The 22,412-nt window shown below is 65.1% G+C and carries 18 protein-coding genes; 5 read left to right on the top strand and 13 right to left on the bottom strand.

The window, feature by feature from the left end; translation table 11 throughout:
- Nucleotides 1-479 precede the first annotated feature (479 nt).
- Together RBT42_RS15345 and RBT42_RS15350 are read left to right on the top strand one after the other, a co-directional pair.
- On the top strand, nt 480-1,781 hold the full coding sequence (locus tag RBT42_RS15345; protein ID WP_320366682.1) for a YifB family Mg chelatase-like AAA ATPase: 1,302 nt from the start codon (nt 480-482) through the stop codon (nt 1,779-1,781).
- Between the two features lie 78 nt (nt 1,782-1,859).
- Complete coding sequence (locus tag RBT42_RS15350) at nt 1,860-2,453, top strand: copper chaperone PCu(A)C (protein WP_320366685.1); 594 nt, start codon at nt 1,860-1,862, stop codon at nt 2,451-2,453.
- On the opposite strand, the gene lapB is transcribed toward RBT42_RS15350, so the two are convergent.
- The 10 genes from lapB to gyrA form a co-directional block, all read right to left on the bottom strand.
- Nucleotides 2,447-3,604: a lipopolysaccharide assembly protein LapB gene (gene lapB, locus RBT42_RS15355; RefSeq protein ID WP_320366687.1), complete on the bottom strand. Its 1,158-nt coding sequence runs from the start codon at nt 3,602-3,604 to the stop codon at nt 2,447-2,449. The genes RBT42_RS15350 and lapB overlap by 7 nt on opposite strands.
- An 18-nt stretch (nt 3,605-3,622) precedes the next feature.
- Entirely contained in the window at nt 3,623-3,991 is a 369-nt protein-coding gene (locus tag RBT42_RS15360) for a LapA family protein (RefSeq protein ID WP_320366690.1), read from the bottom strand.
- A gap of 5 nt (nt 3,992-3,996) precedes the next feature.
- Nucleotides 3,997-4,335, bottom strand: coding sequence for an integration host factor subunit beta (locus RBT42_RS15365; protein ID WP_320366693.1), 339 nt, complete (start codon nt 4,333-4,335; stop codon nt 3,997-3,999).
- Between the two features lie 147 nt (nt 4,336-4,482).
- The gene (gene rpsA / locus RBT42_RS15370; RefSeq protein ID WP_413785910.1) at nt 4,483-6,288 is read right to left on the bottom strand and encodes a 30S ribosomal protein S1; all 1,806 of its coding nucleotides are present in this window, start codon (nt 6,286-6,288) and stop codon (nt 4,483-4,485) included.
- Nucleotides 6,289-6,352: 64 nt separating this feature from the next.
- Nucleotides 6,353-8,398, bottom strand: a complete 2,046-nt coding sequence (locus tag RBT42_RS15375) for a bifunctional 3-phosphoshikimate 1-carboxyvinyltransferase/cytidylate kinase (RefSeq protein WP_320366697.1) — start codon at nt 8,396-8,398, stop codon at nt 6,353-6,355.
- Between the two features lie 44 nt (nt 8,399-8,442).
- Nucleotides 8,443-9,327 (bottom strand): prephenate dehydrogenase, encoded by an 885-nt coding sequence (locus RBT42_RS15380; RefSeq protein WP_320366699.1) that lies wholly within the window; start codon nt 9,325-9,327, stop codon nt 8,443-8,445.
- A 19-nt stretch (nt 9,328-9,346) separates the two neighbouring features.
- On the bottom strand, nt 9,347-10,471 hold the full coding sequence (pheA, locus tag RBT42_RS15385; protein ID WP_320366701.1) for a prephenate dehydratase: 1,125 nt from the start codon (nt 10,469-10,471) through the stop codon (nt 9,347-9,349).
- Complete coding sequence (serC, locus tag RBT42_RS15390; RefSeq protein ID WP_320366704.1) at nt 10,464-11,570, bottom strand: 3-phosphoserine/phosphohydroxythreonine transaminase; 1,107 nt, start codon at nt 11,568-11,570, stop codon at nt 10,464-10,466. Before serC ends, pheA begins: the two co-directional genes overlap by 8 nt.
- Before the next feature lie 85 nt (nt 11,571-11,655).
- Complete coding sequence (locus RBT42_RS15395; protein ID WP_320366706.1) at nt 11,656-12,249, bottom strand: hypothetical protein; 594 nt, start codon at nt 12,247-12,249, stop codon at nt 11,656-11,658.
- A gap of 75 nt (nt 12,250-12,324) precedes the next feature.
- Complete coding sequence (gyrA, locus tag RBT42_RS15400; RefSeq protein WP_320366708.1) at nt 12,325-14,967, bottom strand: DNA gyrase subunit A; 2,643 nt, start codon at nt 14,965-14,967, stop codon at nt 12,325-12,327.
- Between the two features lie 325 nt (nt 14,968-15,292).
- On the opposite strand from gyrA, the gene ompA reads away from it, so the two are divergent.
- Nucleotides 15,293-15,928, top strand: a complete 636-nt coding sequence (gene ompA, locus RBT42_RS15405; RefSeq protein WP_320366709.1) for an outer membrane protein OmpA — start codon at nt 15,293-15,295, stop codon at nt 15,926-15,928.
- Between the two features lie 100 nt (nt 15,929-16,028).
- On the opposite strand, the gene RBT42_RS15410 is transcribed toward ompA, so the two are convergent.
- Both RBT42_RS15410 and RBT42_RS15415 read right to left on the bottom strand, forming a co-directional pair.
- A complete protein-coding gene (locus RBT42_RS15410; RefSeq protein WP_320366712.1) occupies nt 16,029-17,639 on the bottom strand; it encodes a GMC family oxidoreductase in 1,611 nt (536 codons plus the stop codon).
- On the bottom strand, nt 17,636-18,172 hold the full coding sequence (locus tag RBT42_RS15415; RefSeq protein WP_320366714.1) for a twin-arginine translocation signal domain-containing protein: 537 nt from the start codon (nt 18,170-18,172) through the stop codon (nt 17,636-17,638). Before RBT42_RS15415 ends, RBT42_RS15410 begins: the two co-directional genes overlap by 4 nt.
- Nucleotides 18,173-18,447: 275 nt before the next feature.
- On the opposite strand from RBT42_RS15415, the gene RBT42_RS15420 reads away from it, so the two are divergent.
- Both RBT42_RS15420 and RBT42_RS15425 read left to right on the top strand, forming a co-directional pair.
- Complete coding sequence (locus RBT42_RS15420; RefSeq protein WP_320366716.1) at nt 18,448-20,142, top strand: long-chain-fatty-acid--CoA ligase; 1,695 nt, start codon at nt 18,448-18,450, stop codon at nt 20,140-20,142.
- Between the two features lie 262 nt (nt 20,143-20,404).
- Nucleotides 20,405-21,169, top strand: a complete 765-nt coding sequence (locus tag RBT42_RS15425) for a hypothetical protein (RefSeq protein WP_320366718.1) — start codon at nt 20,405-20,407, stop codon at nt 21,167-21,169.
- Here the strand turns inward: RBT42_RS15425 and RBT42_RS15430 are convergent.
- Nucleotides 21,121-22,412 (bottom strand): GAF domain-containing protein (locus RBT42_RS15430; RefSeq protein WP_320366720.1); only part of this gene is annotated, 1,292 nt, incomplete at its 5' end. The genes RBT42_RS15425 and RBT42_RS15430 overlap by 49 nt on opposite strands.

Here is a 22,412-nt window from a genome sequence, read left to right on the forward strand (position 1 = left end):
GCTGCAACGCCTGCCCACGCACAAGGCCAGTCAGATTAGCGAGTTGCTGCCGCATCGCTGGGTGCCCGCGAGAAGCTGAATCCGGCGTGTTGACTGCGCGTCAACATGTGTTCGCCGGACGCATACTCCGGCGCCCCATATCACCAAGGTCAACTACTACGTTGGGTAAGACTTTGATGGCCGCAACTGGCTTCGTGAATGTCAGGTTACCGGCGCGGAATCGAACCAGACGAATGTCGCGGATGGATCGATAACCGCCCTTAGCTGGATAGATGCGACCGACTGCTCACAGCCTGAAGCAGGCTAACGGCGAACTGTCTGCTGCCATTCAGCGGCTACGTCCAATTCCTGACCAGTCGAACTCGCGCTTGGAGACAAGCGACCAAGTCCGAAGTTGTGCGATGAAGTCCTCAACTCAGAAAAAGCCACAGCTAAGTTATTGATTTATCTGGTGCGTTTGTGCACACGCAATTTTTGTTGTGCGTGATCAATTTTTGAAAATACTCGGCATCCTGGCCGCGATGGGCCACATCGACCCTGAACGTCTGGGGGACCTGGAGTTTGCCGGTGAACTGTCGTTGGGCGGTGAGCTGAGACCGGTGCGTGGGGCCTTGCCCATGGCCCTGGCGCTGTTGCGTTCGGCCGAGGGCGGTCGGGCGCGTGGCCTGGTCCTGCCGCAGGCCAGCGCCGACGAAGCCGCCCTGGTCGAAGGGGCGCGCTTGTACGGTGCCCGTCACCTGATGGATGTGGTCGAGGCGCTGCGCCCGGCAGGGCAGGGGTCTGGCGCCACCTTGGTGCGCACCCAGTCGGTGCCTCGTGAACCCGAGCATGCTCCGCGTGGCTTGCCAGACCTGCGCGAAGTCAAGGGCCAGTCCGCCGCCAAGCGCGCCCTCGAAATCGCTGCGGCGGGTGCCCATTCGGTCCTGATGATGGGCCCTCCAGGCAGTGGCAAGTCCATGCTCGCGCAGCGCTTTGCCGGCCTGCTGCCCGAACTTGCGCCTGCCGAAGCCCTGGAGTCAGCCGCTGTGCTCAGCCTGGCGGGGCACTTCGATGCCCAGTTGTGGCGCCGCCGCACGGTGCGCAGCCCGCACCACACAGCCTCGCCCGTCGCGCTGGTCGGGGGCGGCTCGCCCCCACGTCCTGGCGAAATCTCCCTGGCGCACCATGGGGTCCTGTTCCTCGATGAACTGCCCGAGTTCCCCCGTGCCGCCCTCGAAGCGCTGCGCGAGCCCCTCGAAACCGGCCAGATCACCATCTCGCGGGCGGCACGCCGCCACGATTTCCCAGCGCGTTTTCAGCTGATTGCCGCCATGAACCCCTGTCCCTGCGGACACTTCGGCAACCCGCTCAAGGCCTGCCGCTGCACGCCCGACCAGGTTGCCCGTTACCAGGGGCGGCTCAGCGGACCGCTGCTGGACCGCATCGACGTGCAGGTCGAGGTGCCGGCCATGGCGCCCGAGGTGCTGGCGCGTAGCCCCGAAGGGGCCTCATCCGACGAGGTGGCCCGGCGCGTCGTCGCGGCCCGGGCGCGGCAGCGGGCCCGCCAAGGGCGACTCAATGCCGAGCTGGAAGGGGCCGCCCTGGAACAGCATGCGGCCCCCGAGCCCGCCGCACAGGTCTTCCTGCAGTCCGCCTGCGCGCGCCTGGGCTGGTCCGGCCGTGCCTACCACCGCGTGCTCAAGCTCGCGCGCACCATCGCCGACCTGGCCGAAGCCGAGCAGATCGCCTCCGCCCACATGGCCGAGGCCATCCAGTACCGGCGGGCCCTGTCGCCGACGTGAAGCGTGCGGCCGATCAAGACATCCACGCCGCTTCCGGACTAGACTCAAACTTCATCCCAAACCGCTGGAGAACTCTGAATGTCTCGTTCCACTCGTCTGCTGTCTCGCGCTGCCTTCACCACGCTGGCGCTGTCTCTCTCCATCGCTGGCGGCGTGACGCACGCGGCCGGTCCGGCTGACACGGCGGGCAAGAAGGCCGCCACGGCACCGGCGGCGGCACCCTGGGTGCAGGTGGATTCAGCCTGGGTGCGCCCGATGGTCCCGGGGCAAACGGCCACCGGCGGTTTCATGGTGCTCACGGCACGTCAGGCACTCACCCTCGAAGGCTTCAGCATGACGCGCGCAGGCGTACCGGAGCTGCACGAGATGACCATGGACGGTCAAGTCATGCGCATGCGGGCCATCTCATCGCTGGCGCTGCCCGCCGGTCAGGCCGTGGTGCTGCGTCCGGGTGGCCATCACCTGATGCTGACCCAGCTCCAGGAGAGCCTGAAGGCGGGGGACGTGCTCTCGCTGACGCTGAAACTGCGCACGGCAGACGGCCAGGCCGTGACGCAAACCGTCAACGTGCCTGTGCGGGCCCACATGATGATGCCGGCCAACGGTGCGGGTACCCCAGCGCCGATGCAACCCGGCTCAGGCGGTCACCACCACCACGGCATGTCTCACTGATCTTCGAGGCGCCGGGGCGGGTAGCTGTCCCAGGTCTGGCAGCCTGGGCATTGCCAGAAGTAATGCTGACTCTCGAAGCCACAGGCCGCGCAGCGATAGCGCTGCAGCGGCTTGGCCGCGCTGGTCAGCGCTTTTTGCAGCACCTCGACCTCGGGCTCGTCCAGCGGCACATGGCTGACCAGACGCTCGCGGATCAGACTCTGGGCCGCCGACAGCGTAGGCTGCTGACGCAGGTGGGCCATGATGGCCTCGCGCCGCTCTGCTGCATCGGGTTGCAGCGTGCCGATGGCCGTGAGCACATCCATGGTCGGGGCCTGGCTGTACACCGATTGCAGCTTGCTGAGCGCCTCCGCGGTCTCGCCGCAGGCCTGCGCACTGCGTGCATAGTCCATGGCAATCAGGGCAAAGGACTGGGGCTGTTTGAACATCAGCTCATCCCAGATCCGCAAGGCCTCGGCATGTCGCCCTTGACGGACCAGACGCTGTCCTTGCAGCACCAGGGGCCGCGCGGCCTGAGGGGCCGCTTCCCGGGCACGGGCCAGGGCCTGCTCGGCTTCGTCTGGCCGACCGCGCGCATCGGCCTCTTGCGCGACCTCGCACCAGTGGTGCGCGCTGCGCTGTGAGAACGAGCCGGTGCCGGTGGCTTCGAGCTGGCGAGCCACCTCGATGGCCGGGTGCCAGTTGCGGGAGCGCTCGTACAGTGACAGCAGGGCCAGTCGGGCATCGGTGCTGAAGGCGGTTCCTTCCAGGGCCTTGAACGCCTCTTCGGCCCGGTCGAACAGGCCGGCCTTCATGAAATCGTGCGCCAGTGCGTGCTGGGCACGCTCACGTTCTTCGCGTTTCAGATCGCCGCGTGCCAGCAGGTGCTGGTGGATGCGGATGGCGCGCTCGTACTCGCCCCGGCGACGGAACAGATTGCCCAGCGCAAAGTGCAGGTCGGTGGTGTCGGGGTCGTGTTGCACGGCCTCGATGAAGGCATCGATGGCCTTGTCCTGTTGTTCGTTGAGCAGCAGGTTCAGCCCTTTGAAGTATGCCTGGGGCGAGGCCTGGTCTTCGCGCTTGAGTTGGCGCAGGTCAAGGCGGGAGGCCACCCAACCCAGCAAAAACACCACCGGGGCGGCGAGCAGCAGCCAGTACAGATCGAATTCCATGGGCGAGAGGCGAAAGGCTTACTTGGCCGGCTTGCGGGGCGCGGGCATGTCGGGCGGGAAGGGCAGCTCGGGCGGCAGCGTCAGCTCGGATGCGGCGCCGTGGTTCGTCACGACGACGGGGGCGGTGCCGGCCTCGTTCTGTGCTGGCGACGGACGCAGCAGCAGACGATGGCGAGCTTCACGGCGCTGGCGCCACCAGCTGGGCACCATGGCCAGCACGCCGGTGGCACAACCCAGGGCGAACGCGGCCAGCACGATGAACACCATCGGGGCCTGCCACTGGTAGCCCAGGAACCACTTGAGGTCCACCGTGTGCTGGTTGTTCAGCGCAAAGGCGAACAGAACGAAGAACAGGAGGCCGCGCCACAACCAGTTCAAGGTACGCATGGGAGTCAGCTGTGTGAGTTGTCAGGGGAAGCGGCTGCCGACGAGGCAGCATCGGTGACAGTATCCACCTTGTCGACCCCTTCGCGCAGCGCCTTGCCTGGCTTGAAGTGCGGCACCAGCTTTTCGGGGATCAGTACCTGCTCGCCCGAGCGGGGGTTGCGGCCCATGCGGGGCGGGCGCCGGCTGATCGAAAAGCTGCCAAAACCGCGGATCTCGATGCGATGCCCCTTGGCGAGCGCCTCGGACATGGCGTCCAGGATGGTCTTGACGGCGAATTCGGCGTCGCGCTGGGTGAGCTGGCCAAAGCGTTCGGCCAGGCGGGCCACGAGGTCGGAACGGGTCATGTCAGGAAGGCGAAGGATGGGAGGTTGTGATGAGCATCAGCAAAAAGCCCCACGGACCTGGCAAGGCCAGGACCTGGGGCTTTGTACCACGCTCATCACAACCCCCGTCGGCCGAAGCCGGCAGGGATGTGGTGCGCAGAAGACGGATCAACCGTTGTTCTGGTCGAGCTTGGCCTTCAGGAGGGCGCCCAGGCTGGTGGTGCCGGAGCCTTCCTTGCTGGTTTCGCTGCTCAGACGCTGCAGAGCTTCTTGCTGCTCGGCGTTGTCCTTGGCCTTGATCGACAGCTGGATGTTGCGGGTCTTGCGGTCGATGTTGATGATCACGGCGGTGATCTCTTCACCTTCCTTCAGCACGTTGCGTGCGTCTTCGACGCGGTCACGGCTGATTTCGGATGCGCGCAGGTAACCGACGATGTCGTCACCCAGGTTGATCTCGGCACCCTTGGCATCCACGGTCTTGACGGTGCCAGCGACGGTGGCGCCGCGGTCGTTCAGGGTCGTGAAGTTGGTGAACGGATCGCTGTCCAGCTGCTTGATGCCCAGGGAGATGCGCTCGCGCTCGACGTCGATGGCCAGAACGATGGCTTCGACTTCCTGGCCCTTCTTGTAGTTGCGCACGGCGGCTTCGCCGGGCTCGTTCCACGACAGGTCGGACAGGTGAACCAGACCGTCGATGCCGGCGGCCAGACCCACGAACACGCCGAAGTCGGTGATCGACTTGACGGGACCCTTGACCTTGTCACCGCGGTTGAAGCTCTGAGCGAAGTCGTCCCATGGGTTCGGCTTGCACTGCTTCATGCCCAGGGAGATGCGACGCTTGTCTTCGTCGATTTCCAGGACCATGACTTCCACTTCGTCGCCCAGGTTGACGATCTTGTTGGGGGCGATGTTCTTGTTGGTCCAGTCCATTTCGGAGACGTGCACCAGGCCTTCGATGCCGGGTTCGATCTCAACGAACGCGCCGTAGTCAGCGATGTTGGTGACCTTGCCGAACAGGCGGGTCGAAGCGGGGTAACGGCGCGACACGCCAACCCACGGATCGTCGCCCATTTGCTTCAGGCCCAGCGAGACGCGGTTCTTTTCTGCGTCGAACTTCAGGACCTTGGCGGTCAGCTCTTGACCCACGGTCACCACTTCGGACGGGTGACGGACACGGCGCCAGGCCATGTCGGTGATGTGCAGCAGGCCGTCGATGCCGCCCAGGTCCACGAACGCACCGTATTCGGTGATGTTCTTGACCACGCCATTGACGATCGCGCCTTCGCGCAGGGTTTCCATCAGCTTGGCGCGCTCTTCGCCCATCGAGGCTTCGACCACAGCGCGGCGCGACAGCACCACGTTGTTGCGCTTGCGGTCCAGCTTGATGACCTTGAATTCCATGGTCTTGCCTTCGAACGGCGACATGTCCTTGACAGGGCGCGTATCGAGCAGCGAACCAGGCAGGAAGGCACGGATGCCGTTGACCAGAACGGTCAGACCGCCCTTGACCTTGCCATTGACGGTACCGGTCACGAAGTCGCCAGACTCCAGAGCGGTTTCCAGGGACAGCCACGAGGCCAGACGCTTGGCCTTGTCGCGCGACAGGATGGTGTCGCCGTAGCCGTTTTCGATGGCGTCAACCGCCACGGACACGAAGTCACCGACTTGGACTTCGATCTCGCCCGTGTCGTTGCGGAACTCGTCGATGGGCACATACGCTTCGGACTTCAGGCCGGCGTTGACCACGACGAAGTTGTGTTCCACGGCGACCACTTCAGCAGTGATGACTTCGCCGGTGCGCATATTGGCGCGCTGCAACGACTCTTCAAAAAGGGCGGCAAAAGATTCAGACATTGAATTTCCTGTGCTGGCTTGAGACCAGCGGAAACGCTCGGATCGACAGGAACGACCAGAGCGGGTTGGGTTGAAGAACATGACAGTCAGGTCGACGAGGGGTCGACCCCGATTGCTCATGCCCTGGCCTGGCGGTCAGGGCCGGCTGTCACAGCCTTGTATCGGCCTGCTGCGCGTCGCGAACTCAATGTCCGGCGATCACGTGAGGCCAGCCTTCCACCCACCAACCCAGCACTGTGTCCATCGATTCTTCAATGGTGAGGGCGGAATTGTCGAGCTTGCGGGCATCTGCAGCAGGCACCAGAGGCGACACCGCACGGGTACGATCCCGCAGGTCGCGCGCCTCCAAATCTGCACAAATCTCTTCTAGGTTAGCAGAAAAACCTTTTTGGATCAATTGACGGTGCCGCCGCTCGGCGCGCTCGGCGGCCGTGGCGGTCAGAAACACCTTGAGCGCGGCATCCGGGAAGATCACTGTGCCCATGTCGCGGCCATCGGCCACCAGGCCCGGCAGACCGCGGAAGGCCTTTTGCAGCTCGACCAGGGCCTGACGCAGGCCGGGCACCGCCGAAATACGCGAGGCGGTCTGCCCCACCTCTTCGCGGCGCAAGTCATCACTGACGTCACGGTCATTCACCCAGATGTGCTCGCCGTCGAAACGCAGGCTGATGTCGTGGCCGACCCGGCGGGCCAGGGCCTCCAGGGCGCCGGCGTCGTCCAGGTTCACCTGCTGTTCGAGCGCCAGCAGGGCCGTGATGCGGTACAGCGAGCCCGAGTCCAGGAACTTGTAGCCCAGGCGGTGGGCGAGCGCGCTGGCCAAGGTGCCCTTGCCGGAGGCCGTCGGGCCGTCCACCGTGATCACCGGGATCAGGTCCGGGTCGGTCTGAGCCACCTGGAACAGCGACTCGAAATAGTCGGGGAAGGTCTTGCCCACGCAGCGCGGGTCGTCGATGCGCACCGACACCGGCTTACCCGCCACCGCGGTCGGCGCCAGCGGGTTGAAGGCGGCCAGCGAGAAGCACATGGCCATGCGGTGGTCGTCGTAGGTGTGGATGCTGGCGTGCTGCCAGGCGCCGCTGGCTGGCGGCGTCACCTCAATGAAGTCCTCGCCTTCGACCACGGTGGCGCCCAGCTTGCGCAGCTCACAGGCCATGGCGGCGATGCGGTCGGTTTCCTTCACGCGCCAGCTGGCGATGTTGCGCAGGCGGGTCGTACCCTGGGCGTACAGGGCCATCACGGCCAGGGTCATGGCCGCATCCGGGATGTGGTTGCAGTCCATGTCCACGGCGGTCAGCGGCCAGGTGCCACGGCGGATCTCCAGCCAGTTCGGGCCGGATGTGATCTGGGCGCCCATGGCCTGCGCGGCCTCCACGAAGCGGATGTCGCCCTGGATGGAGGCGGCGCCCACGCCCTCGACGCGCACCGGCGTGTCGATGCCGGCGATGGCACCCGCGGCGATGAAGTAGGACGCCGACGAGGCATCGGCTTCGACGTGGATCTCACCGGGCGATTGATAGCGGCTGCCCTGCGGGATGATGAAACGCTCCCAACCCTGGCGCTCGACCCGGATACCGAAACGGGCCAGCAGGTTCAGCGTGATCTCGATGTAGGGCTTGGAAATGAGCTCGCCGACCACTTCGATGGTCAGGGCCTGTTGCTGCGACACCAGCGGCAGGGCCAGCAGCAGGGCGGTCAGGAACTGGCTGGAGACGTCGCCGCGCACCTTGATGGGCGCCGACAATGCCAGCTGACCACCGGCCAGACGCAACGGCGGGTAGCCCTCGGTGCCGGTGCACTCGATGGCGCAACCCAGCGGACGCAGGGCATCGACCAGGTCGCCAATCGGACGCTCGTGCATGCGTGGCACGCCCGACAAGGTGAAGACGCCACCTTGCGTGGCCGACAGCAGCGCCAGGGCCGCGGTCAGCGGGCGCATCGCGGTGCCGGCGTTGCCCAGGAACAGGTCCGCTTCCTTCACGGCCAGCTGGCCGCCCAGACCGGTGATGTGCACCGTGTCACCGTCTTGCTGCAGGTCGCAACCCAGCGTGCGCAGGGCTTCGAGCATCACATGGGTGTCGTCCGAGGCCAGCAGGTCGTGGACCACGGTCGTGCCTTCGCTCAGCCCAGCCAGCAGCAGCACCCGGTTGGAGATGCTCTTGGAGCCGGGCAGTCGCACGGTACCGCCGGCAGACAGCAGCGGAGGGAGGTCGAGGAAGGCGGTGGTGTACATGCGAAAGGGAACTCGTGTGGCCCGTCAGCAGACGGGGCCCGGTCTCAGAGGCGCGAGACCGTGGATTTGGGATTCAGTTGCCACTGGCTGCGAGAGGCCGATGCGGTGTCGATCAGGGCTTCCAGGGCCGGGCCGTTCCAGTCGCGCATCTGGCGCTCCAGCTCCTCCAGGGCGCCGCGGAAGGCTTCGGACTGCCGCAGGATCTCTTCACGGTTGGACAAGAGGATGTCGCGCCAGATGGTGGGATCGCTCGCCGCAATCCGGCTGAAGTCCCGGAAACCGGGGCCGGCCAGCGACAGGTACTCTTGCCCGGCGGGTTGCTCGGCCATGGCGTTCATGTAGGCGAAGGCCAGCAGGTGGGGCAGGTGGCTCACGGCGGCAAAGGCCGCGTCGTGGTGCTCGGGGCTCATCTTGAGCACCTGGCAGCCCACGGCCGCCCACACATCGGTGGCCTTTTGCACCAGCACCGGGTCGGTCTGGTGCAGCGGCGTCAGGATGACCTTGCGACCCTGGTACAGCGTCGGGTCGGCATGTTCGATGCCGGCGACTTCGCGTCCGGCAATCGGGTGAGCGGGCACGAAGGAGGGCAGGCGCTCTTTCAACACGCGGCGGGCCGCATCGACCACATCGCGCTTGGTCGAGCCCACGTCCATGAACAGCACGCCCGGGTTGACCAGGTGGCGAATCGACTTGAACGTGCCTTCACTGGCGGCCACTGGCACGGCGATCAGCACGATGTCGGAGCCGGATACCGCCAGCAGGGCCGACTCGGCTGCGACGTCGATCACGCCCAGGCGGCGGGCCTTTTCAACGGTGGACGGCGATTTGCTGTAGCCCACGACCCGCTTGACCAGGCCGGCCTTTTTCAGGGCCAGGGCGAACGAGCCCCCCATGAGGCCACAGCCGATCAGGCCAAGTTGGTTGAACATGCTGCAAGATCCTTGGATTTCAGTGCACGTCCAGCGGGAAGCTGCCGAGCACCTTGAAGAATGAACACTGGGCGCGCAGCTCCTGCAGGGCCGCGGCCACATTGTCCTGCGCCGGGTGGCCGGCCAGGTCGATGAAGAACACGTATTCCCAGTTGCCCGAGCGCGCAGGGCGTGACTCGAAACGGGTCATGGACACACCGTGGCGCTTGAGCGGCACGAGCATGTCGTGCACGGCACCGGGGCGGTTGTCCACCGCCACGATCAGGCTGGTGCAGTCGTGGCCGGTCGGGGCCACGCCCACATGCGGGCCGGGTCGGGTCACGATCACGAAACGGGTGCGGTTGTGGGCCTCGTCCTGCACGGCCGCCTGCACGACATGCAGGCCATACTGGCTGGCGGCACGCTCGCTGGCCAGCGCCGCGATGCTGCGGTCCTCAGCGGCCAGGCGTGCGCCTTCGGCGTTGCTCGACACCGGGCGGCGTTCGGCGTCCGGCAGGTTCTGGCTCAGCCAGTTGTGGCACTGCGCCAGGGCTTGCGGGTGAGCGCACACGGTGGTGATGCCCGCACGCGCAGGCTCTTTGCGCAGCAGGTTGTGGGTCACCAGCAGGCTGGTTTCGCCGACGATGGTCAGCGGCGAGGCCAGCAGCAGATCGAGCGAGCGGGCCACCACGCCTTCGGTCGAGTTCTCGACCGGGACCACGCCATAGTCGGCCGAGCCTGCGATGGTGGCGCGGAACACCTCGTCGACCGATGGGCAGGCCAGCGCGTCGATGGAGGAGCCGAAGTAGTTGAGTGTGGCCTGCTCGCTGAAGGTGCCGACGGGGCCGAGGAAGGCCACGCGCTGTTGCGCCTCCAGGGCACGGCAGGCCGACATGATCTCGCGCCAGATCGGGGCCAGGCTGTCTTCGCGCACCGGGCCGGGGTTCTGGGCCTTGACGCGGTCGATCACCTGGGCTTCGCGGTCGGGGCGGAACACGGGCGAGCCATCGATCTTCTTGACCTCGCCCACGGCCTGCGCGAGGCGGGCACGCTGGTTGATCAGGTCGAGCAGCTGGCGGTCGACGGCGTCGATGCGCACGCGCAGGTCGGCGAGCTGTTCGTCGACCGGGCGATCGTCGGGCTGGAAGTGCGCGGTATCAGCCATGGCGTGCGGCAAAGGTCTTCATGTAGTCCACGAGGGCCTGAACGCCAGCCAGGGGCATGGCGTTGTAGATGGAGGCGCGCATGCCGCCCACGCTCTTGTGGCCCTTCAGTTGCAGCAGCCCGGCTTCCTTGGCGCCGCTCAGGAAAGCGTCGTTCAGCGCGTCCGACGGCAGGAAGAAGGGGATGTTCATGCGCGAGCGGCAGTTGCCGGCCACCTTGTTGACGTAGAAGCCCGAGGCATCGACGTAATCGTAGAACAGCTTGGCCTTGGCGATGTTGCGGGCCTCGATGGCGGCCAGACCGGTGAGCTCGCCCTCGCGCTGACGCTTGATCCACTGGAACACCAGACCGGCCAGGTACCAGGGGTAGGTGGCGGGCGTGTTGTACATCGAGCCGTTGTCGGCCACGATCTTGTAGTCGAAGGCCGAGGGCGTGATCGGCAGGGCATGACCCAGCAGGTCTTCGCGCACGATGACCAGGGTCAGGCCGGCCGGGCCGATGTTCTTCTGGGCGCCGGCGTAGGCCAGGCCCACGCGCGACCAGTCGATGGGGCGCGAGACGATGTGCGAGGAGCAGTCGATCACCAGCGGCGCCTGGGTGCCCAGCGCTGCCAGGTCGGGCAGCTCGTGCATTTCGACACCGTGGATGGTCTCGTTGCTGCACACGTGCACATAGGCGGCGTTGTCGCTGATCTTCCAGCTGCCGTAGTCGGGCAGGGTGGTGTGGTGATCGGCGGCATTGCTGGCGGCAAGGTGCACTTCGCAGTACTTGTGCGCTTCCTTGGCCGACTTTTCCGACCACGAACCCGTGATCACGTAATCGGCACGGCCGCCGCGCGACAGGTTCATCGGCACGATCGCGTTCTCGGCGATGGCGCCGCCCTGCATGAACAGGATCTTGTGGGTGGCGGGCACCGACAGGATCTCGCGCAGATCGGCCTCGGCCTGCTCGGCAATGGAGATGAACTCCTTGCCGCGGTGGCTCATCTCCATCACGCCCATGCCCGAGCCATGCCAGTCCAGCATCTCGCTGGCGGCCTGTTGCAGGACTTCTTCAGGCAGGGCGGCCGGGCCGGCTGAAAAATTGAAGGGGCGGGTCATGGGCACTATCCAGGCACCAACGGTGCGTCAGGCGGGAGTTCAAGACGCCGGGGGCTGGCAGGGATCCATCCGGCGTCCGGGGAATTTACTTCTTGGCAGCGGGCTTGGCGGCCGGCTTGGCTTCACCCTGGCTCAGCTTGCCACCGGAGGCCTTGTCCAGGATCGCGCGGATGCTGGTCTCGGCAGCCTGCAGCTTGGGCGTGACCTGGGGGCGGGCGTCGGCGACGACCTTTTCCAGCAGGGCGTTGCTCATCTCAGGCAACATGCTCTGGTAGCGCTTGAGGATGGGCGACTCCAGCATGGCCTGCAACTGCTTGAGTTCGTCCTCGCTGAATTTCTCTTCGTAGATCGCGCCCAGCACCGTGGGGCTCAGTTTGGTGGCGCTGGCGCGCACTGCAGGGACGGCGCTTTCCAGGTACTTCTTGATCTCGGCGTCGACCTGCTTGGCAGTGGCTTCACGCTTGTCTTCGGGCACGGCCTGCATCAGGATCTGACGCGCACCGGCGGCCAGTTGACGGGCAGGCTGTTCGGCCACATTGCGCGACATGTCGTCCAGCGCGCTTTGCTGCGAGCTCAGGATCTTCTGAACGATGGCCTTCTTGTCGGCGTGGGCCGACAGCGAGGTCACGGCCAGCGTGGTGGCCACGGCCACAGCCCATGCAGTTTTCTTCAGCGTCATCGTGTGTCCTTGCAATTTGGTAGAAGTGTGAACCCCTCCTGAGGCGGAGGGGGTGTCAGCCTTGGTGTGGCCGGATCAGCTTTCGGTTCCGTCCGGGGTGGTGCCGGCATGGTCCGCGTCACCATCCTCAGCGTCGGTGGCACTGGCTTGCGCGTCGTTTTCAACAATGCGCTGCAGGCCGATCAGCTTGGCACCTTCATCGAGGGCGATCAGGGTCACGCCTTGCGTGGCGCGGCCCAGTTCGCGGATCTCGGCGACACGGGTGCGCACCAGCACGCCCTTGTCGGTGATCAGCATGATCTCGTCTTCCGGACGCACCAGGGTGGCTGCGACCACCTTGCCGTTGCGCTCGGACTGCTGGATGGCGATCATGCCCTTGGTGCCACGGCCGTGACGGGTGTACTCGACGATGGAGGTGCGCTTGCCGTAACCGTTCTCGGTGGCGGTCAGCACGCTCTGGGTTTCGTCTTCGGCCACCAGCATGGCGATGACCGATTGGCCTTCTTCCAGCATCATGCCGCGCACGCCGCGGGCGCTGCGGCCCATGGGGCGCACATCGTCTTCGTCAAAGCGCACGGCCTTGCCGCCATCACTGAACAGCATCACGTCGTGCTTGCCGTCGGTCAGGGCGGCGCCGATCAGGTAGTCGCCTTCATCCAGGCCCACGGCGATGATGCCGGCCTTGCGAGGGTTGCTGAAGTCGGTCAGCGGGGTCTTCTTGACCGTGCCCATGGCGGTGGCCATGAACACATAGTGGTCTTCAGGGAAGCTGCGGAACTCGCCGGTCAGCGGCAGGACGACGTTGATCTTTTCGTCCTTTTCCAGCGGGAACATGTTGACCATGGGCTTGCCGCGCGAGTTGCGCGAGCCTTGCGGCACTTCCCACACCTTGATCCAGTAGACGCGTCCGCGGTTGCTGAAGCACAGGATGTAGTCGTGCGTGTTGGCGATGAAGAGCTGGTCGATCCAGTCGTCTTCCTTTGTCGCCGTGGCCTGCTTGCCGCGTCCGCCCCGCTTTTGCGAGCGGTATTCGCTCAGCGGTTGGCTCTTGATGTAGCCGGTGTGCGAGATGGTCACCACCATGTCGGTGGGCGTGATCAGGTCTTCGGTGCCCAGCTCTTGCGCGTTGTGCTCGATGGTCGAGCGGCGGGCGCCCAGCTTGGTCTGGCCAAACTCCTGGCGGATGGCCGACAGCTCATCGCCGATGATGACCGACACGCGCTCGGGCTTGGCCAGGATGTCCAGCAGATCGGCGATCTGCGCCATGACGTCCTTGTACTCGCCGATGATCTTGTCCTGCTCCAGCCCGGTCAGGCGTTGCAGACGCATCTGCAGGATTTCGCCGGCCTGGTCTTCGGACAGGCGGTACAGACCGTCGGGCTGCATGCCGAAGCTCAGTGGCAGGCCTTCCGGGCGGTACAGCTGGGCGTCGCCTTCGGTGCGAGACAGCATCTCGCGTACCAGACCCGAGTCCCAGCTCTTGCTCATCAGCGCGGCTTTGGCCACCGGCGGGGTGGGCGAGGTCTTGATGGTCTCGATGAACTCGTCGATGTTGGCCAGCGCCACGGCCAGGCCTTCGAGCACGTGGCCACGTTCGCGCGCCTTGCGCAGCTCGAACACGGTGCGGCGGGTGATGACCTCGCGGCGGTGCTCCAGGAAGACCGTGATCAGGTCCTTGAGGTTGCACAGCTTGGGCTGACCGTCGATCAGGGCCACCATGTTGATGCCGAAGGTGTCCTGCAACTGGGTCTGCTTGTACAGATTGTTGAGGATGACCTCGGGCACTTCGCCGCGCTTGAGTTCGATCACCACGCGCATGCCGGACTTGTCGGACTCGTCCTGGATGTGGCTGATGCCCTCGATCTTCTTCTCGTTGACCAGTTCGGCGATGCGCTCGAGCAGGGTCTTCTTGTTGACCTGGTAGGGGATCTCGTCAACGATGATTGCCTGGCGGTCGCCCTTGCCGATGTCCTCGAAGTGCACGCGGGCGCGCATGACCACGCGGCCGCGGCCGGTGCGGTAGCCATCGCGCACGCCCGACATGCCGTAGATGATGCCGGCGGTTGGGAAGTCGGGCGCCGGGATGATCTCCATCAACTCGTCGATCGAGCAGTCCGGGTTCTTGAGCGAGTGCAGGCAGGCGTCGACGACCTCGTTGAGGTTGTGCGGCGGGATGTTGGTGGCCATGCCCACCGCGATACCGGCCGAGCCGTTGATCAGCAGGTTGGGCAGGCGCGCCGGCAACACCAGCGGCTCTTTTTCCGAGCCGTCGTAGTTGGGACCGAAATTGACGGTTTCCTTGTCGATATCGGCCAGCATTTCGTGGGCGATCTTGGACAAGCGGATTTCGGTATACCGCATGGCGGCGGCGCTGTCGCCGTCGACCGAGCCGAAGTTACCCTGGCCATCGACCAGCATGTGGCGCAGCGAAAAGTCTTGCGCCATGCGCACGATGGTGTCGTACACCGCCGAGTCGCCGTGCGGGTGGTACTTACCAATGACGTCGCCAACGATACGCGCCGACTTCTTGTAAGGGCGGTTCCAGTCGTTGTTGAGCTCGTGCATCGCGAACAGCACGCGACGGTGAACGGGCTTGAGGCCATCTCGGGCATCGGGCAGGGCCCGGCCCACGATCACGCTCATCGCGTAATCGAGGTAAGAGCGCCGCATCTCCTCTTCGAGGCTGATGGGCAGGGTTTCCTTGGCGAATTGCGTCATGCGTGCTTCACGGTGAGAAGGGACATCCGGACGGAGGTGGCCATCGGGTCGTCATGGACTTCCACGGGTGCCGGCCAGACGGGCTGTCTGGGCAGCACAGAAAGAACCATTGTAATTGGCCGATCATGTCGCCGTCGCGCAACAATCCCGGCGGAGGTATCCCTGCCAGATGTTCTGTCTTTAACAGTCAAATTCACTATGGCACAATGATTTCGTAATGTGCCCTTGGTTCATGCCTCGGGCGGCCGGCACCGTATCGGTTCGGTCTGTTGCCCAACAGGGCGCTTCGCAGTGAATCGCTGCGTCTAATCTCATGAGGACTCGCATGATCAAGCTCAATCAAGTTGCTGCTCTGTTCGCCACTGCTGCCCTGGCCGGTGGTGCTTTCGCTCAAACCGTCGACAACTGGCGCGGCACCGACGGCACCGTGTGGAAGAACGGCACGAACGAGTACTGCTGGCGTGACACCCCCTGGACCCCGGCTACCGGCGTCCAAGGTTGCGATGGCGTGCCTGCTCCCGTGGCTCCGGCTCCTGCTGCCGCTCCGGCTCCTGCCGCTGCTCCGGCTCCCGTGGCTGCTCCCGCCGCTCCGGCTGCCCCCGCCACCGAAAAGGTGAGCTTCGCTGCTGACGCCTTCTTCGACTTCAACAAGACTGCCCTGAAGCCCGAAGGCAAGGCCAAGCTGGACGACCTGGCCGAGAAGGTCAAGGGCCTGAACCTGGAAGTCGTGATCGCTGTCGGTCACACCGACTCCGTCGGCTCTGACGCCTACAACGACAAGCTGTCGGTCAAGCGTTCGGAAGCTGTCAAGTCCTACCTGGCTGGCAAGGGCATTGACGCCTCCAAGATCTACACCGAAGGCAAGGGCGAGAAGCAACCCGTGGCTGACAACAAGTCTGCCGAAGGTCGCGCCAAGAACCGTCGCGTGGAAATCGAAGTCGTCGGCACCCGCACCAAGTAATTGCTGCGCTGCTCGGGTGGCCTCCTCAGGCCACCCTGACGCGACAAAAAACCCCGCCGAAGCGGGGTTTTTTTATTGCTGTCGTATTTGCCTCGGGGGCTCAGGCCAGCACCACGTCCTGGCCGCTCAGGCGCTTGGCCAGTTGGGTGGCCAGGCGGTTGGCCATGCCATAGATCGACAGTTGCGGGTTGGCGCCGATGCTGGTCGGGAAGACCGAGCCATCGTGCACCGACAGGTTGTCGAGTTGCCAGTGGACGCCGTCCGGGCGCACCACGCCTTGCGTCTCGCTGGCGGCCATGCCGCACCCGCCCATGACGTGGGCGCTGCCGGCGCCGGTCAGCAGGGGTTTCATGTCGAAGGTGGCGATGGCGGCTTTGGCTGCGGCCCAGCTGCGGTAGTCCTCGCTCTGTTCGTGGAAGGGGCGCACCACCTTCGCCCCGGCCGCAAACTGGATCTCGGCCATGGCCAGCATCGAGCGACGGAAGCCGTCGAGCACGTAGTCGGTCAAGGGGTAGTCCAAAACAGGGGAGCCGTCGAGGTGCATGCGCACCTTGCCGCCCACCGACTCGGGGTGGAAGCCATCGCGCATCAGCGACAACATCATCTGCGTGTGCGGATACTGCTGAAAGCGCGTCATCAGGCGCTGGCCGTGGCCGCCCATCAGGATGGAGGCCATGCCGGGATGCAGGGGCGCGGCCTCGACCTTGAAGCCGATCGGGCCTTGCAGCGGCGCATCGTGCACGAAGTGGTCGGAGTACAGTGATTGCGGGGCGCCTTGCCAGCCCTCGATCCGTTCGTCGAAGATGCCGGCCGAAAAGCTCACCGGATGCAGGAAGGTGCGCCCGCCCAGCAGCCCGTGGGGGTCGGGGGCGTCGGAGCGGCGCAGCAGGGCGGGGGAGTTGATGGCGCCACCGGCCACCACATAGTGCCGTGCCACCACACGCATGGTCTGGTCGGACACCTTGTCGCCGTTGAGGCGGATCGGCACGCACAGCAGCGCCTTCACCTGGCCATTCTGGATGTCGAGCTTGTGGGCGCGGGTCTGGTAGAACAGCCGGGCACCCGCATTGAGCGCGGTGGGGATGGACGTCACCAGCATGGACTGCTTGGCGTTGGTGGGGCAGCCCAGGCCGCAGGCGCCCAGGTTCCAGCAGCCCTTCACATTGCGCGGGATCACCGCCGAGGAAATGCCGAGCTTCGTGGCGCCTTTGCGGATCACCTCGTTGTTGAGGTTGGGCGGGATGGTCCACGGCGTCATGTTCAGCCGGCGTTCGGCTTGCTCGAACCACGGGGCCATGGCCTCGGTGGTGAAGTCGCGCAGGCCATAGACCTCTTGCCAGTGGCGCAAGGTGCTGTCCGGAGTGCGGAAGGAGCTCGTCCAGTTGATCACGGTGGTGCCGCCCACGCAGCGCCCCTGCATGATGCTGATGGCACCGTCCATGGTGCGGCGCGCGGCCGATTCCTGGTAGAGGGTGCGGTAGGCGTCGGACTCCTTCTGGTTGAAGTCGGAGCTGGTGCGCAGCGGGCCCTCTTCGATCAGGACCACGTCCAGTCCGGCGCGGGTGAGCAGCTCGGCCGTGATGCCGGCGCCGGCGCCCGTGCCAATGATGGCGACATCGCAGTCAATCTGGGCGGGCAGACCTTGTTCGCCATGGGTGGCTTTCCAGCCTCGGGCCAGGCCTTCGCGGAAGGGATCGGGAAGCTTGCTCATATGTCGAGGGGGCCGGGGTAGCCGGTCAGGGGCCAGGTGGCGCTTTGGGTGAAGAAGCTCATGCAGGTCAGGCCGCGCACCACCTGGTAGGTGAGGCGCTGGGTGGGCAGGGGGTTGATGCGCATGGTCTCGAGCGCACGCTCGATCTGTGCATCGCTGGCGTCGCGCCAGGAGCGTCCCAGGTCGGTCAGCATGTAGCGGGTGGGGGCGTTGCCCAGCAATCCGAGCACAGCGTTGACCTGAATTTGCATCACGGCCGGGGTGCCGCGGATGAAGTCTTCCAGGTTGTTAACGTGGTCCTCCAGCATCTTGGTGCGCAGCGCCGCATCCTTGGGCAGCATGGGGCCCAGGATGCCGCGCGCGAGGCCATGACACACGTCGCGACCGTGCGAGGTGAGCTTGCCGTCACGCAGGCCGCGGTGCCAGAACACCAGGCCGCCCAGGGTGGCGCCCACGGCGCCGACGGCCAGGGCGGTCTTCAGAAACCAGCGTCGCTTGGGCATCAGGGGATGGTCTATGGCGCGGTCAACCATGGGTTGAGTTTCCTTGCGAATCATTCAAACAGGAAACATTGTGAGTCAAATTGAGTTTGATGTGGGATGCGGCGACTTGGCGTAAACCCGCGGCTGATGGGGGCGAAAAGTCACCTGTTCAGGTGGTTTGGAGCCAAAAAGGCAGGCCGGTGGCGGCATGCGATGGGGGTGCTTGGGGGCCGTGTGTTGCAGAATTCATGTAGCACTGGAGCCGCTGCTCTGGCTGCTGCATTGGCATTGAATTGAGCCGTAACCGATCAGACAAGAGGACGACGATGACGAGTACCAAACCCTGGCTTGCCCACTACGAACCAGGCGTGCCCGCCGAAATCAATCCCGAAGAATATTCATCGTTGGCCGACCTGCTGGACCAGTCGTTCAAGCAGTTCGCGCAGCGCGACATGGCCGCTTTCATGGGCGTGCACTGGACGTTCCGTCAGGTCGATGAGATGTCGAACGCGATGGCCGCCTGGCTGCAGGCTCAGGGCCTGGCCAAGGGCGCCCGTGTGGCGCTGATGATGCCCAACGTGCCTCAGTATGTGGTCGCCCTCGCCGCTGTGCTGCGTGCCGGTTATGTGGTTGTCAACGTCAACCCGCTCTACACCCCGCGCGAACTGGAGCACCAGCTCAAGGACTCTGGCGCCGAGGCCATCGTCATCCTCGAGAACTTCGCCACCACGCTGCAGGAAGTCGTGGCGCGCACCCCGATCAAGCGCATCGTGCTGGCCTCGATGGGCGACATGCTGCCTTTCCTGAAGGGCACGCTGGTCAACTTCGTGGTGCGCAACGTCAAGAAGATGGTGCCGGCTTACAGCCTGCCCAACAATGCCAAATGCACGCTGACGACCTTCAAGGACGTGATCTCCAAGGGGCGTTCGCTGAAGTACACCCGTCCTGACCTGAAGCTGTCCGACGTGGCCTTCCTGCAGTACACCGGCGGCACGACGGGCGTCTCCAAGGGTGCCACGCTGCTGCACCGCAACGTGGTGGCCAACATTCTGCAAAACGAAGCCTGGTTCAAGCCTGAATTGAGCAAGCTGGGCAGTGCGCCGCTGGTGGCCGTGTGTGCCCTGCCGCTGTACCACATCTTCTCGCTGACGGTGTGCTACTTCATGGGTGCGCGCCTGGGCTCGATGAACATCCTTATCCCGAACCCGCGCGACCTGCCGGCCGTGATCAAGACCCTCAGCGGTTACAAGGTCAACCAGTTCCCCGCCGTGAACACCCTGTTCAATGCGCTGGCCAACCACCCCGATTTCGCCAAGCTCGACTTCTCTGGGCTGAAGGTGTCGATGGGCGGCGGCATGGCCGTGCAGCAGGCCACGGCCGAAGCCTGGAAGAAGATCACCGGTTGCCCCATCGTCGAAGGCTACGGTCTGTCGGAAACCTCTCCGGTGGCCACGGCCAACCGCCTGGACAACACCGAATTCAACGGCTCGATTGGCTATCCCCTGCCGTCGACCGAAGTCGCGATCCTCGACGACGACGGCAACCACCTGCCCATCGGCGGCGTGGGCGAAATCTCGATCCGTGGGCCTCAGGTGATGGCCGGCTACTGGCAGCGTGACGACGAAACCGCGAAGGTCATGACCTCCGATGGCTTCTTCCGCACCGGTGACATCGGCATCATGGACGAGCGTGGCCAGGTCCGCATCGTCGACCGCAAGAAGGACATGATCCTGGTGTCGGGCTTCAATGTGTACCCGAACGAAGTCGAGCAGGTGGTCAACCTGCATCCCGGCGTGTTGGAATGCGCGGCTGTGGGCGTGCCCGATGCCAAGGCTGGCGAAGCGGTGAAGTTGTTCGTGGTGCGCAAGGACACGACGCTGACCGAAGAGGCGCTCAAGGCTTATTGCCACGAGCAACTGACCGGCTACAAGTGCCCCAAGTACATCGAGTTCCGCACCGACCTGCCCAAGACCAACGTGGGCAAGATCCTGCGTCGCGAACTGCGCGACGAGAAGAAATAACTGAGGCGACTGGCTGGGGTAAGGCCCCGGCTGGCGACCGAGGAGACAAGCAGAAGGCCGCTGTCCCGCAAGGGGCAGCGGCTTTTTTGCATGGGGAGGGCGCGGAGATCCGTCCGAGGGGGCCCCTCTTGGGGGGATATGAGACCTTTAAGAAATGCTGAAGGAGCATTTACGAAACGGGTGAGCCTGGTTTTCCTACAGTGGCTTCCGTCCACCACAACAGCCCGGTGTGGACACCGGGCGTCAAACAGGAAGAGCCACCATGAACTCTCATCATCCCGACGTCGGCGGGACCGTCCCCGTCACGACGCGCTTCAATCTCTATCAGGCCGTGCACAAAGGCCTGCGCGCCTTCATGACCGACACCCTGGTGCGCGTAGGGCACACCGATGCGGCCGATCCGCAAGATTGCGCCGACAGTGCCGAGCAGGTCCGCATCCTGTTGCATCTGTGCGGCGAGCATCTGGTGCACGAGAACCACTTCGTCCACACGGCGATGGAGTGCCGCGCACCCGGCAGTGCCGGGCAGGCCGAGGCGGAGCATGTCGAGCACGTGGCCGAGATCGCGGCCTTGCGTGGGGTGCTGGCGCAGACGGAGGCGGCCTCACCGGCGCAGCGTGAGGCCCGCTGGCTGCAGCTGTATCACGCCTTGAGCCGGTTCGTGGCAGACAACCTCATCCACATGCTGCTGGAGGAACAGACCCACAACGCCGTGCTGTGGGCGCACCACAGCGATGGGGAGCTGATGGCCCTGCACGACGCGCTGGTGGCCAGCATCCCGCCCGAGGAGATGGCGGTGCACATGCGCTGGATACTGCCGAGTGTGTCGCACGCCGAGCGCGTGGACATGTTGCAAGGCATGCGTCAGAGCGTGCCGTCTGAGGTGTTCGCGGCGCAGCTGGACTCGGCCCATGCGTTGCTGCCCTCGCGCGACTGGTTCAAGCTCAAGGCCGCACTTCTGGCGCCGGTCACCGCGCCTCAGGCTTCAACCAACTGCGTCATCAAGGTCCGTGAGACCTGCAGCTGAAAGCGTCCCCGTCCGGTCTTGTGCATGCGGATGAAGTCGGTACGCTCGGCCAGGCGGCGTTGCAGCAGCACGAGCCGCGCTTCGAGGTTGTCGGCGATGTCGGGCAGGCCCAGATCGGGCGCCAGCCGCAGCTCGCGGTTGGTGAACTGGTCGCGGCCCTCGTGCCGCATCACCTGCAGGAGCTTCCAGAAGATGGCGCCGGCCACACCCTTGATGAGGTAGTCCTCGTCCAGAAAGATGCTGTGATCGGCCTTGAAATAGCGCACACGTACCGGTTTGTCGGACGCCGATGCCGGCGTGGGTGGGTGCGCGGACACACGGGGCGTGTCGTCCGAGACGGGGTCGACCGCGGCGGCGCTGGCGAAGGTGCGGGCCATCCAGCCGAACTGGTGTGCCAGGATCTGCAGCATGTCCTCGTCGTCGTATGAGAAGCGCAGGTCCTCGGGGCTTTCGACATAGAGCACGCCGTACAAGGTCTCGCCCGCCAGGATGGGCACGGCGAGCTGGCTGCGGCTTTCTGACAGGCCGGGCATGGGGATGGCGGTTTCCAGTTGGTGGTGCAGCCCGAGCGCTTCGGCACTGTCGCGCACAGCCTTGCCGTAGGTGTACTCGCTGGTCATGTGCGAGATGCGGATCGGTGTGCGCTCGCGTGCGGCCACCCCGATCACGCCGTGGCCCATCGGGATTTCGGAGCCGATGCCGCTGGTCGGGTAGCCGCGGCTGGCCACCGTGAAGAGCCGCTCGCCGGCCTCATCGAGCTTGAGGATCATGGTGTGACCGATCTGGGCTACGGTCTGCAGTGCCGACAAGGTGTTGTCCAGCAGCTCGTCCAGGTCTCGGCTGGCGTCGAGCAGGGTGCTCATCTGGCGCAAGCGGGGCAGCGCGTCGTCCACTGGGACGCCTGGCTGGTGCTGCGACGCGTGCGTGTCGATCTGTTCGACCTGGTAGAGGTCGGCCCCGCGCAAGCGGAAGACATCGGCCATGCCGGTGTGTGAGGCGATGCCGGCCAGCTTGGCCTTCATGCTCTCGAACAGCGGGCCGCTGGTTTCGGTGCGCAGGTAGCGCACATGCAGGCGATGGCTGGCCCCCGAGAACGGGTCGACCACCTTCAGCACGGCGTGCGGGTTGGCCAGGATGGTATGCCGGGTCGTGTTGAAGAATTGGAAGGTGGTGGCCCGGTGCTGGTGGTCCACATACTGGACCTGCGAGAGGTAGGCGATGGTGGGCGTGCCGTCGGGTGCGC

The organism is Aquabacterium sp., assembly GCF_034003525.1.
Taxonomy (GTDB): Bacteria; Pseudomonadota; Gammaproteobacteria; order Burkholderiales; family Burkholderiaceae_C; genus Aquabacterium.